The following is a 12,855-nucleotide window of genomic DNA, read 5'->3' as shown; positions in this document are numbered from 1 at the left end:
CTGTCCGTCATGCGTCATGCGGCCGGCCGCCCGCGGCCCGGCGCTGCGGGCTCCGTGTCCGGGCCTCGGCCGAGGCGCGACCGCCGGAGGCGGGCCCCGTCGAGACCAGCGCGGCTGGCCCGCCGCAGGTCGGTGTGGCAGACCGCCCGCCGGTCCAGGGCATCGGCCGCGCCCTCTTCGATGAGACCCGTCAGGAGCGCGGTGCCTTGCCGGCAGGACCTGCGGCTGCGGAGGTCTCTCGATCAGGCGACGGGAACCATGTCGCCTCGGCCATCTCGCCGAATTGCGATGGCACCGTGTCCGGCGTTGCCGCGTCCGCTGCGGCCTCCGCCCTCGGGGCCGTGCCGGAACGCGACGCCCGAACGCGGGATCCGTCGAGAGCCGCGGGCCGGTGACCGGAACCGGCCACCGCTCCGTGGCATTGGCCGGGCTGCGCGCCTGAGGCGCCTTGCCTCGATCCGCGGCTCATGGAGGGCGGCGCCGCGCTGTTCGGAAATGCTGCGCAGGAGCGCGTCGCGGCGGGCGTGGAAGGCCTCTCCGCTTTCCTCGACGGGGGGCTCCGGCTCCCTCGGATGCACGAAGACCGCGAGCCCGCGGGCGGGCGTGACCTCGAGGACCTCCAGCTCGATCAGCCCCCGATGCCGCAGGTCGCGCGGCATGCATTGCAGGACCTCGGGGAAGACGACGGTGAAATGGGCGTCCCGGCAGGGCATGCCGCCCGTCCTGCGCCCGGGATAGCGCCCGCGGGGCTCCGCCAGGTCGCGGCGCGCGGCAAAGCCCGAGGCCGGATCCTTGCCGAGGTCGCAGCCCGGCCCGGCCACGCCGTCGCGCGTGTCCTTCATGGTCGAAGACGGTCTCGGCCGCGGGCTGGATGCGGGTCCCGTGATCGGCGCCCGGCCCGTCCGCCAGCCGCGTGGCATGCGGAAATGTTCGAAGGAGGCGCGGCAGTCGGGCACTGCCATGCCGGGGAACCCGCCGGGCCGGAGCGTCTCGCGGACGCCCTGCGGAAAGAGGACGGGATCGGGCAGCTGTTCGAAATTGCGGGGCGAGATGCTGACGCCCGCCCGGCCCGCCTCTGGCGCCACCCGGCCGATGCTGGAGGCGTCCCCCACCAGGTCGTCCGGCTTGAATTCGGATATGCGCGCCGCGCGAATGAACGGGTCCCGGAGCGCCCGGCTGCGCAGCGTCCCGGTGGAGAAGACATCGCGCACGAGGAGGTCGCGGCCATCCGGCGTGCGCAGCGCCGGGTTGACGCAGGGCGCGGCGTCGACGCCCTTTTCCGCAGCCGCAGCCGCAGCCGCAGCCGCAGCCGCAGCCGCAGCCGCAGCCGCAGCCGCAGGCGCTGTGGCAGGCGGCGCCGGGCTGGTCGGGGATGTCCGTCCCGGGATGCCTGCGGGGTGGGGCAGAGCCCGCGCCGGTCCGGATGGCCATCCGCGCGGCGGGGACGGGCCCGGACTGCTGTGCCCGTGCTCTCCGGCCGGGGGCCCGGGGCAGGACGTCCAGGGCGGGGCGCCGCGCCGAGGACCCCGCGGCCGCCGGACCGTCCTGCGCCGGTCCTGGCGGCTGCTGCGGCGGACCGGCGCCCGGACGCAGGGCGCGGGTGTCTGCCGGGGGCCGGGACACCTTGCCCGGCAGCCGTGGCGCAGGGCGCGACGGCGCGGAGCCCGCGATATGGACAAGGCTCTTGCCCATGGGGTAAGGTCCGCGCGGGGAACAAGCGGCCGCCGCCCAGCCCGGCAGCGAGGGCACGGCCGCCATCAGACTGACAGGGAAAGAACCGCGATGACGCGTCCGTCCATGCGCAGCGTCCTTGATCGCGCAGGCCTTGCCGCGTTCGAGGACAGCTTCCGTGCCGAGCATATCGACGAGGAGCTGTTCTGGACGCTGGGCGATGCCGACCTGCGCGAGCTCGGCCTGACGCTGGGCCAGCGCAAGCGGCTGCTCGCGGCCATCGACGCGCTGCGCGGCACCTTGACCGTGGCGCCCGAAAGCCTGCCCGACGGGCTGGAGATGCGGCGGCTGACGGTGATCTTCGCCGACATGATCGGCTCCACCCGGCTCACCGAGACGCTCTCGCCCGACGACCTGCATGCGCTTTTCCAGTCCTTCTACCTCGCCGCGGGCGGGGTGGCGCGGCGCTTCGGCGGCTATCTCGCCTCGCTCCATGGCGACGGGGCGATCATGCTCTTCGGCTATCCGCGCACCCGGCTGGGCGATGCCGAGCGCGGGCTCGGCGCCGCGCTGGCACTGCAGGAGGCGCTTGCCGCGCGAGAGGTGGCGCTGCCCTCGGGACAGCGGATCAAGCCCGGCTTCCGTGTCGGCATCGCCACCGGCGAGGCGGTGATCGGCCGCCCCGAGGAGCATAACGGCAACGAGCGGCTGCACATGGTCGGCAAGGTCATGCACCGCTCGGCGCGGCTGCAGTCGGTCAGCCCTCCGGGCGGCGTCATGGCCGATGCCGCGACGCGGGCGCAGGGCGGCGGGCAGTTCGAGTTCGAGGATGCCACCGGGCTGGAGCTGCCGGGCTTCGAGGAGGCCGGGCAGATCTACCGGGTGCTCGGGCGGGCGCGCGGCCAGGCGGCCGGCGGGGCGGGCGGCCGGGCGCTCGGGCGCGGCGGCGAGGTCAAGGCGCTGATCGGCCATTGGCAGGGGGCCTGCGCGGCGGAACCCGCCATGGTCGTCGTCACCGGCGAGGCCGGGCTCGGCAAGACCACGCTCCTGCGCACCGCGGCGGGGCAGATCGGCGAAGAGGAGGCCGAGCTGCGCTGGCTCTCCTGTTCCTCGCTGACCCAGAACAGCGCCTTCGCCCCGGTGACCGGCTTCTTCGAACAGCTGGTCGGCGGCGAGGCGGCGGGCACGGCCGGGGCGCGGCGCGACGCGCTGGCCCATGCGCTCGAGGGCTGCAGCCCCGAGGAGGTCGGTCTGGTCGCCGAGCTGATCGGCCTGGCGCCGCGCGCCCAGTCGCCGGGACCGAAGACCCGCGAGGCGCGCGCCGGGCTGATCGCGCTGCTGGCCGACTGGTTCGTCGGCAGCCGCGACGGGCGGCCGGTGCTTCTGGTGCTGGAGGACGCGCATTGGTGCGACGCCACCACCCGCGACCTGCTGGAGGAGATCGCCCGCCGCGCCGCCGGCCGTCCGGTGATGCTGCTTGCCAGTTCCCGCAACCGCGCCGAGCCGCTCTGGCAGGGGCAGCCGGGCGCCGGGCGGCTGGCGCTGGCGGGGCTGGGGCCCAGGGACGCGGCCGAGCTCTTCCGCCGCACGCTGGGCGGCAACCCGCTGCCCGAGGCGGTGACCCAGCGGATGCTGACCCTGGCCGAGGGCAATCCGCTGATGCTCGAAAGCCTCGCACGGGCGATGGAGGGCGACCGGATCGGCTCGATCGCCCGCGACGTGGCGGTGCCCCGGACCCTCTACGAAAGCGTCGGCGAGCGGCTCGACCAGCTCGGCGGCGGCCGGCCCGTTGCCGCGGCGCTCGCAGTCTTCGACATGCCCGCCGACCAGGAGATGCTGGCCGGGGTCGCGGGGATCTCCGCCGAGGAGCTGGACCAGGGGCTGGCCGAGCTGATGGCCTCGGGCCTCGTCGCCGAGGAGGGGGCCGGGGGCAGCTACCGCTTCCACCACCATCTCTACCGCGACGTGGTCTACGAACGGCTGGTCGGCCTGCAGCGCCGGTCGCTGCATGCGGCGGCGCTCGACATCCTGCGCGGGCTCTCCGCGGACATGGCGGCGCGCCATCCCGACATGCTGGCCACCCATGCGCTGGCCGCCGGGCTGATGGCCGAGGCCGCGCCCCTGGCGCTGGCGGCGGCCGAGCAGTTCCTGGCGGGCTCCGCGCTGGTCGAGGCGAACCACTATTTCGACCAGGCGCTGGAGGCGCTCGGCAATCTCGGGGACAGCGAGGCGACCAAGCGGCTGCGGATGCGCGCCGCCTCGGGGCTCGCCGTGGTCAAGCGCGGCCGTTTCAGCATCGGCGACCCGGAGGTCGGCCGGCTCTCGCGCGAGATGCTGGCCCTGGCCCGCGATCTCGGCGACGGCGAGGCGGAACTGCTGGCGCTCAACGGCATCTACTCCAACGCGCTGGTGGCTGCGGACTATGCCGGGGCCAAGGTCTGGGCGCAGCAGCTGGCCGAGACCGCCGAGGCCCGCGGCAACCGCACCTATGCGATGATCGGCCGCCGCGGGCTGGGCAGCGTCGCGCTCCATACCGGTCGTTTCGCCGATGCCGAGCGCGAGCTTTCCGCCGCCTTCGCCGCCTATGACATGGCGACCGACCTGAACTTCGCCTTCACCCATGGCTACGACAATGCCGAGATCTGCGCGGTCTTCCTGTCCTTCACCCGCTGGCTGAGCGGCGATCTGCAGCGCGGGCGGGAAAGCAGCAGCTTCGCCGTGTCCCATGCCGAGCGCATCCGCCACGGCCATTCGCTGGGAATGGCGCTGGCCTTCCAGTCGATGCTGGCGGCGATGGCGGTCGATGATGCGGAGCTTCTGGCCGGGGCGGACCAGGCGCTCTCGGTGGCAGAGCGCTACGACATCAAGGTGGCGCGCGGGGCGGGGAACTTCTTCGGCCGCTGCGCGCGGCTGATCGGCCGCGAGGCACCGCCCACCCCCGCCGAGGCCGCCCGCGCGCGCGAGCTGATGGTGGCGTTCCGCGAGTACAACCCGCTGAATTACGGGGCGCTTTCCGCCGGGTTCGTGGCCTGGATCCACCTGCGCGCCGGAGAGACCGCCGAGGCGGAGCGGCTGCTCGAGGAGGCCCGCAGCCTCGAGAAGAGCACCGGCGAGACCTGGTACGAGGCCGAGACCTCGCGGCTCGAAGCCTGCCTGGCGGCGGCGCGGGGCCGGGTGGAGGAGGCGGCGGCGCTGCGCCGTGCCGCGCTGGCCCAGGCGCGGGAGATGGGGGCGGCGACGATCGCCCTGCGCATCGCCTGCGACATGGCCGAGGCGGCGCCGGGTGCGGAGGCGCGGGCCTGCCTCGAGGCCTGCGCGGCGGCGATGGTCTCGCTCGATGACGGGTGGGACGTGCGGCGGATGCAGCGGCTGCTGGCGGGCGAGGCGGACGGGCTCAAGCGGGCGTGACCGCGCCCGGCACCAGCGCGCCGATCCGCAGGAGTTCCGCGATGACCGGCCCGGCCGCCGTGGCGGGGCCGAGCCTTGCCAGCCGCGCGGCAAGCTCCGGCGCCGTGCCGGGCGCGGCGAGCGCGGCCAGCAGCGCCGCGGCCGGATAGGGTCCGACCCGCGCCAGCGGCTGGCCGGTGGCGTCGAGCTCCAGTCCCCGGGTCCAGCGGATATGCCCCTCTGCCAGAAGCGGCACCCGGGCGGGCCGGGCGGCCAGCCGCAGGGCCGCGTCCCGCGGAGGCGCCGCCGGGGCTTCCGGGGCGGGGGCGGTGCCGCGCCAGAACGGCGTCGCATGGCGCGCCTGTCCCGCCTGCGCCGCGGCGGTCGCGGCGATGGCCGCCTCGCAATCGGCCTGGTGGCGGAGCCGCAGGAAGGCCTCGGCCGCGCCGGCCTCGCCGGGATGCCAGAGCAGCGTTGCCGCCGCCGCGGCCGCCTGGCTGGCGCTGCGCAGCGCGTGCAGCAGCCCCTGGGCGGCGACCGGATCGCGCGCCAGCGCCGCATCGCCGAGGCGGATCACGCCGGGCGCCGGCTGCGTCTCGGGCGCCGCCGCCAGCCCGGCCGGAACCGGCCGTCCGGCGGAGCAAGCGGAGAGGTCCGGCAGGCCCGGCGCATGGGCGGCCTGCAGCCAGTCCTGCCGCGCCGTCCCATCCATGCCAGATAGCGTGGCGGGGGCGGCGACGCGGATGCCCTGGCGCTGCCCGCGGGCTTCGGCCCACCAGATCCAGCCATCCTCCAGCGCGGCGATCCCCATCGACGCCGCGCCCTCCGGGGCGGAACCGGCAAAGGGCAGGGCGGCGCGGGCCGGGGCGAGGGGGCGCAGCCCGCCCGCCGCGCGGCCGCGGGCATCGAGGATCACCGCGGGCTCCAGCATGCCGCCATCCGCGGTCCGGGCCCGTCCGGTCTCCAGCCGCGTGATCCGCGTCTCGAGTGCCACGGCGCCGGCGGCAAGCGCGGCAGCACGGAGCCCGGCATGGAGGAGCGGGCGGGAGAGCAGCCAGGGGGCCTCTGCGCCGAAACGGCGATGCTCGGGCACGGCGCGCCAGGAGAGCGCCATGGCGGCGGGCTGTCCCAGGCGGGCCGCGGCGAGCACCGGTTCGAGCCCGAGCCCGGCCATCAGCGCGCGGGCCGCGGGCGCGAGGCTCTCGCAGCGGGGCGCGACCGGGCGGCCGGGATCGGCGAGGACCACCCGCGCCCCCTGGCGGGCGAGGAGCAGCGCGGCAAGGCTGCCCGCGGGTCCGGCGCCTGCGACCAGGATGTCAGCCATCGCCGAACCAGCCGGGCCGCGCCGCCATCAGCCGCCCATAGGCGCCGATCGCGTAGTCGAGCCAGCCGCGGACATAGTCGCAGCCCGGCCGCCCGGCATGGAGCACCTCGTGATGGCAGCCGCCGCCGCAGAGCCGCCGCGCCCAGCAGCCGGCGCAATCCGGCTGCGCCTCGACCTGGCGTTCCGCCAGGAAGCGCGCGCGGGCGGCCGGGTCCGGCCCGGCGGCGAGATCGCCCATCTGGCCCAGCGGATCGTTGACGAAGCGGTGGCAGGCGGCGTAGCGGCCCTCGGCATCGACGGCGAGATAGTCGCGCACCGCGCCGCAGGACTGGCTGCGCGGGCGGCCGCGATGGAGCTCGCCGAGCGCGGTGGCGAGATTGGCGAAGGCATGCGGCCGCCCGGCGAGCGTCGCGGCCATCCAGTCCTCGCCGGCCTCGGTCATGGCCGCGAGGAGCCGCGGGAAATCGTCCCCGGCCAGCGCGCCGCGCCCGGTCGGCGAGGCGAGCATCGGCGAGATCCCGACCGAGGCGAAGCCGAGATCCGCAAGCGCGGCGACGGTGCGCGGGATGTCGAGGTTGTCCGGCGTCACCGTGACCCGGGCGGAAAGGGTCAGGCGGCCGGCCTCGGCCAGGAGCGGCGCCAGCCGCCGGGCAACCCGGTCGAAGCTGCCCGCCCCGCCCGCCATCGGCCGCAGCCGGTCATTGGTCTCGCGGTCGCCGTCGAGGCTGACGGTCACGGCGAAGCCCTGCTCGGCGAGGAAGGCGGCGTCCTCGGCGCGCAGCAGCGTGGCATTGGTGGTCATCGCGAAGCCGGTCTTCACCGCCCGCGCGCCGCCGCGGCGGCGGGCATGGGCGACCGTGGCGCGGATCAGGTCGCGCGCCAGCCAGGGCTCGCCGCCCATGAAGGCGATCTGCACGGCGCCGCCCGGGGCCGTGTCGGCGATCAGCCGGTCGACCGCGGCGATCGCGACGGCCTCGGGCATCAGCCGCGCCGCGCCCCCGAAGGCGCCGCCCGAGGCATAGCAGTAGCCGCAGGCCATGTTGCAGCTCTGCGAGACGGTCAGGGCCAGCGCCCGTGGCGGAGGCGGAGCCGCCGCATCAGGTGCGGCGGGGGACGGGGCCAGGTCCAGCCCGAGCGCGCCGAGCCGCCGGGCCAGCGCGGCCTCGTCCCGGCCGAGAAGCGCGTCGAGCGCCGCCGCCTCGCCGGGATCGAGCGCGTAGAGCGCCGCGCTCTCGGCATGGAGGAGGAGCCCGTCCTTCAGATGCGCCTGGCGGCTGCGCGGCGCGCCGGGCGGGCGGAGATCAGGGGGGGCGCCATCAGCCATGGGCGCGGCCCGGGAGCCGGGCGAAGAACGGGATGCCGAGACCGTCGCGGGCGAGCGCCTCGCCGGTCTCCCAGAGCGCGTGCATCCGGTCGCGCGCGGCGATGATCCGCGCCTCGGCGATGGAGCGCTCGGCATTGCTCCCGGCGCTGGCGGCCTCGGCGCGGTAGCCCTCGCGCAGGTCGGCCACGGCGGCATCGAGGAGGTCGAGCGCCTGCGGCATGCCCGGCGCATCGGGCGGCGCCTCGGTCAGGGTGCGCAGGTAGAGGCCGGACTGCGCCTCGTAGGGGGCGAGGATGCGGGCGATGTCGCGGAACTTGTGGTAATGCGCCAGCCCGTCGCTGTCGATGCGCACCGCAAGCTGGAAGAGCCCCGCCGGATAGGCGGGGTTGCCGCGCAGATGGGTGACCAGATCCTCGTATTCGCGGTCGATCTCGCCGCCCGGACGCTCCAGCGCGACGAATTCGGCGATCACCTCCGGCAGGGCGCGCTCGAGCGCCAGGCTGTGCTGGGGATCGACGCAGTCGGTCGCCGGGCCCACCGCCGGGCGGTAGCCGGGCAGCTCGCCTGGCAGTGCTGCGGAGAGCGACCAGAGCATCTGGTTCACCCAGCGCAGATGGGTCATCTCGCTGATCGCCACCGAGAGCAGGATCTGCCGCGCCGCCCTCAGATCGGCGGCGAGGCCGGGCCAGGCGCGCTCTTCCTGCGGGGTGACCTCTTCGGGGGCGCGGATCGAGAAGGTGGCGTAGAGATAGCGCAGCGCCAGGATGTATTCGAGCGGCGCGAGGTTCAGCCGCAGGTCGTCATAGACCTGCTGCGGCGTCTCCGGCGGCTTGCGATCGGGCAGGGTGCCGCCCGCGGGCGTCGCCTTCGCCTCCTGGCCCTGCAGGACGAAATCGAGCTCCTGCCAGCGCAGGTTGATCTCGTAGGGGTCGTAGCGGAAGGGCCGCGCGCCGTCGATCGTCGTCTGGGCCTGGACGTCGCGCGCCGGATCGGTGCGGCGGCGCATCCAGTCGAGGAAGCTGGCGGGCTGCAGCGGATCGCCCGGCGCGGGTTCCTGCCCGGCCTGCAGGCTGCCCGCGTCATTGGGGTCGTCCATCTCGCCCAGCACCACGTCGGGATGGTTCGAGGCCCAGTACTGGCAGGCGCAGTCGCGGAAGTCATGCGTCCAGGGGCTGCACATCGAGGCGGTAAGCTCGCCGGGATGGTAGACGCCCGAGATCATGCCCTCGTCGTCGAGATAGGCGCGGCGCTTGCCGCGCAGCGTCACCGGCTGGCCGGTCGGCTGGCCCTGGGCATCGCGCTGCGTCAGCTCGATCGTCAGGTCGGCCAGCGCCGGGTCGGGGTCGCGCTCGATCAGGCGGATGATCCACCAGGCGATCTCGCCCTCGTAGGGGGTGTAGAGCAGCGCGTTCTGCCAGACCGAAATGTCGTAGAGCTCGATCCGGCGGCCCTTCTGCTCGACCGCATGCAGGTACCACTGCCCGTCCGAGAGCGCGTCGCCCGCCGGGCCGCCGAGCGCCAGCGCCAGGTCGGCCACCCAGGGATAGTCCTCGGCGAAGACCGGATCGCCGGTCGTGTCGGCATAGACGAGCTGCGCGCCCTGGGTGCCGTCGGGTCCCGCCGGGGTCACGCCCGGAAAGGAGAAGACGAGCCCGGGGAAGAAGCGCACGTCGAGCTGGCGCAGGTCGAATTCCAGCCCCGGAAAGCAGTTGCCGACGCCCGAATCCATCAGCGTGGCGGCGGGGTTGCCCAGCACCGGCTCGGGATAGGCGGGCATCTCGGGCCCGGCGGCCCGGGCCGAGAGGTTCAGCGGGCGGATCTTGCGGTCGGGCGTCCCGGTCATGCCGCGCCTCCTTCGTCTGTGCCGGGCTCTGCGCGCCAGGCGGGATCGCTTTCGAGCTTGTCGAGATAGGCCATCAGCAGGTCGTATTGCCGCCGCGTGACCGACAGTGGCACGCCCATCGAATGGCGCATGAAGGGCGGCATGCGCATGTCGTAGGAGGTGTCGGGCAGGGTGCGCGGATCGCGGAAGCGCAAGGGCGCGCCCCGCGGCGCAGGCGCGTGGCCCTCGGCATGGTGGCGGCCGACCGGCACCTCGGCGGGCGGCGTCACGCCGACCCGCGCGGGCAGTTCCGAGACCCAGCCGAAGGGCGGGCGCACCAGGTCGCGCACCCGGTCGGGCCGCCGCGCCAGATAGGCGCGCAGCACCGGGCTGTCGGCCATGCGGGCATGGACCTGCTGGACCACGGTCGTGTAGGGCAGCCGCTCGGAGGCGCCCGAGGCCGGGGCCAGGGTCTCGCCCTGGCCGGGGGTGTAGTCGGGCGTCAGGTCGGCATAGGGCGCATCCGCGCGGCGCATCGAGGCCGGGCCCAGCCGCGGGCTGATGCCTTCGTCCCAGTTCGGGTCGTTCTTGTTGCGCGCGCCGTGCATCCAGGCATTGCCCGACAGCGCCCAGTCCCGCCGCTGGTCCAGATTGACCAGGCTCGCGGTCTCGAAGACCCGGCGGAAGAGGTCGAGGATCTCGTTCGGCGTGGTCTCTAGGTCGACCGGCGCGGGCGGCAGCTCGCGGTCCTCCAGCTCGTCGCGGATCGAGTACATCGGGCGGCGGTCGGGAGCGAAATCCGGCGGCCCGGCAAAGGCGCGGGCATGGGTGGACAGCAGATGGCCCGCCACCGCGATCCGCGCCTCGATCACCAGGTCGCAAGTGTCGTCGATCAGCCCCCAGCTGCGCCCCGGATCGATCCGCGCGCCGTCATAGCTGTCCATCGGCGTCGGCCATTTCGGCGAGGTGTCGGCGCCGAAGCTGTAGCCGAGCCAGGGCGAGCCGCTCGACAGGATGCGGTTCTCGGGCCGGGTCATGCGGTGGATCCGGCCGTATTCGGTGACATGGGGCACGAAATCCCCGGGCGCCAGCGGCGAGGCGACCGCCTCGGAGGCCTCGGGCGGGCCGAAGCTGTCGCCCTTGCCGGGCGTGAAGCGCAGCCGCACCTGGTCCAGCCGGTAGCGGTCGCCGGGCTCGGGCGGCTCGGTCAGGAAGGTCTGGACATGGCCCAGCGGCAGCGGCGCGTCGGGGCGCACCAGCTGCACCTCGCCCTCGGTATGCGGGCTGACCGCGTCGAGCATGTGGCGCGCGTAGCTGTCGGCGCGGAAGACCACGCGGGCGATGGCGGCATCGGCGGCGCGCTTGGTGCGGGCCTGCGCCTTGCGGTTGGCGGCGGTGACGATAAATTGCAGGTCGTGGATCCGCGTGCCGAAGCGCGCCAGCAGCGCCGGGGTCACCGGCTCGGCCGTGACCTTGCCCGAGCGCGCCTGCACCCGTGCCCAGAGCTCGAAGAATGGCGCGACCGGCTTCACCCGCTCCTTGCCGTCCTTGAAGACGATCCGCTCGGGCATCTCCACCTTCAGCCGGAAGGGCGGCTCGCCCGCCGGGCTCGCGGGCACCGGAACCAGCGTCGGGGCGGGCTCGATCCTGGTCTGCACGCCGCGATGCGGGTTCTCGTCGACCTTCCAGCGATAGGCCTCCATCGGCTCGGGCGAGGCGCCGACCCGCGCGATCGCCATCGGCGGATCGAAGAAGATGCCGATGATCCGCCCCGTTTCTGCCACTGTCCCGCTCATGCCGTGCCCTCGCTTTCGGGCATCTCCCGCGGGATGCTCTGCTCGTATTCGAAAAGGTTCTCCGGATCGTGCCGCCGCTTGGCCTCGACCAGCCGGTCGAGGTTGGCGCCGAAATACTGGCGCAGAAAGCCCGGATTGCCGCGGCGCGGATAGTTCTGGTAGCGGTGGCCGTTGCCCATCGCCCCGGCGATCCGTCCGAAGCCGTCGAGCCAGTCGGTGCTGGCCTGGCGGTGGGTGTCGAAGGTCCAGAACGCCCAGGAGAAGAGGTCGAGGCTGGCATCGCGGTGCTGGTAGGCCATCGCGTCCGGCAGGGGCTCGTTGATGGCGCCGCCGTAGAATTCCGCGGTGATAAAACAGGTCAGATCCGGCGCCTTCAGGAAATGGTCGATCACTTCGCGCCAGCGCTCCGCCGGATGGGTCTCGGCGATGATCCGGCCGTCGACCAGGGGCTTGGTGTTCATCGAGACATTGGGCATCTCCTGGCCCGGAGGATCGGCGGTCTCGAGCAGCGCCTCGTTGACGTCCAGATAGCGTCCGGCGCGCCAGATCTCGACCTGGGTCTCGCGGTCGGTGACATGCTCAAGGATCGGGCCGAGCGCCGCGGCGCATTCCGCCTCCGTCCCGTCATAGAGGCCGCGCAGGAACAGGCCCGCGATCTGCCCCTCGGGCTCCGCCGCGGTCGGCAGGTACATCAGGATCGCCTGGTGGCCCATCTTCGCCGGGCCGGTGACGGCATAGTCGGCCTGCAGCTGCGCCATGATCCGCGCCGCGCGGGCCCGGTCTGCCTCGGTCTCCAGCGGAAAGCGCAGCCCGAAGGCCCAGACATCGCCAAGCGGCACCAGCCGGTACTCGATCTCGGTCAGCACGCCGAACTGGTTGCCGGTGCCGCCGCGCACCGCCCAGTAGAGATCGGCATTCTCCTCCGGGTTGCAGCGGCGGATCTGGCCGTCCGGCGTGACCATGCGCACCGACAGGACATTGTCGCAGTTCATCCCGAAGAGCCGCGAGGTGAAGCCGTAGCCGCCGCCCTGCATGTAGCCCGCGACCGCCACCGTCTCGCAGCCGCCGCCGGGGACATGAAGCCCGTAATGGTCGAGCACGCGGTTGAGCTTGTGGAAGATCGTCCCGGCGCCGACCCGCGCGGTGCGGTGCACCGGATCGACCAGCACATGGTCGATCCGGCTGGTATCGACGACGATCTGGTCGTTCGAGGAATAGCCCGCCGTCGAATGCCCGCCCGAGCGCGCCGCCACCTTCAGCTTCTGCGCCTTGGCGAAGTCGAGCGCGGCGATCACGTCGGTCTCGCAGGCACAGTGGATGATCAGCTGCGGATAGGGCTGGTAGGTGTGCATGAAGACCATGCGGTCGTCATTGTAGCCCGGATAGCCCGGCTGCTGGACATCGCCCGCCAGGCGGGCCTCGAGCGCGGCGAGGGCTTCCGCCGAATAGGACAGGAGCCCGGTCTCGGTGCGCGCGTATTCGGTCCAGGGCGAGGCGCGCAGCACCTTCTTGCGAAATCTGGTCATGTCGG

General features: G+C 73.9%; 7 protein-coding genes. 1 reads left to right on the top strand and 6 read right to left on the bottom strand.

Going from position 1 to position 12,855, the window contains the following annotated elements:
• Positions 1–242: 242 nt before the first annotated feature.
• Complete coding sequence (locus tag FGX59_RS13910; protein WP_138467276.1) at positions 243–1,211, bottom strand: adenine phosphoribosyltransferase; 969 nt, start codon at positions 1,209–1,211, stop codon at positions 243–245.
• A gap of 571 nt (positions 1,212–1,782) precedes the next feature.
• On the opposite strand from FGX59_RS13910, the gene FGX59_RS13905 reads away from it, so the two are divergent.
• Complete coding sequence (locus tag FGX59_RS13905; protein ID WP_171060643.1) at positions 1,783–5,079, top strand: AAA family ATPase; 3,297 nt, start codon at positions 1,783–1,785, stop codon at positions 5,077–5,079.
• Here the strand turns inward: FGX59_RS13905 and FGX59_RS13900 are convergent.
• Genes FGX59_RS13900 through FGX59_RS13880 form a run of 5 tightly spaced genes read right to left on the bottom strand, consistent with a single transcriptional unit; the run spans position 5,066 to position 12,850 of the window.
• Positions 5,066–6,382, bottom strand: coding sequence for an FAD-dependent monooxygenase (locus FGX59_RS13900; protein ID WP_138467272.1), 1,317 nt, complete (start codon positions 6,380–6,382; stop codon positions 5,066–5,068). The genes FGX59_RS13905 and FGX59_RS13900 overlap by 14 nt on opposite strands.
• The gene (locus tag FGX59_RS13895; protein WP_138467270.1) at positions 6,375–7,706 is read right to left on the bottom strand and encodes a radical SAM/SPASM domain-containing protein; all 1,332 of its coding nucleotides are present in this window, start codon (positions 7,704–7,706) and stop codon (positions 6,375–6,377) included. Before FGX59_RS13895 ends, FGX59_RS13900 begins: the two co-directional genes overlap by 8 nt.
• On the bottom strand, positions 7,699–9,549 hold the full coding sequence (locus tag FGX59_RS13890) for a ferritin-like domain-containing protein (protein WP_138467268.1): 1,851 nt from the start codon (positions 9,547–9,549) through the stop codon (positions 7,699–7,701). The genes FGX59_RS13895 and FGX59_RS13890 overlap by 8 nt, the downstream gene beginning before the upstream one ends.
• Complete coding sequence (locus FGX59_RS13885) at positions 9,546–11,324, bottom strand: hypothetical protein (protein WP_138467266.1); 1,779 nt, start codon at positions 11,322–11,324, stop codon at positions 9,546–9,548. The genes FGX59_RS13890 and FGX59_RS13885 overlap by 4 nt, the downstream gene beginning before the upstream one ends.
• On the bottom strand, positions 11,321–12,850 hold the full coding sequence (locus FGX59_RS13880) for an FAD-binding oxidoreductase (protein WP_138467264.1): 1,530 nt from the start codon (positions 12,848–12,850) through the stop codon (positions 11,321–11,323). Before FGX59_RS13880 ends, FGX59_RS13885 begins: the two co-directional genes overlap by 4 nt.
• Positions 12,851–12,855: the final 5 nt, after the last annotated feature.

The sequence above is a fragment of the Poseidonocella sp. HB161398 genome, assembly GCF_005870025.1.
Lineage (GTDB): Bacteria > Pseudomonadota > Alphaproteobacteria > Rhodobacterales > Rhodobacteraceae > Mangrovicoccus.
This window is presented reverse-complemented; position numbering and strand designations above follow the sequence as displayed.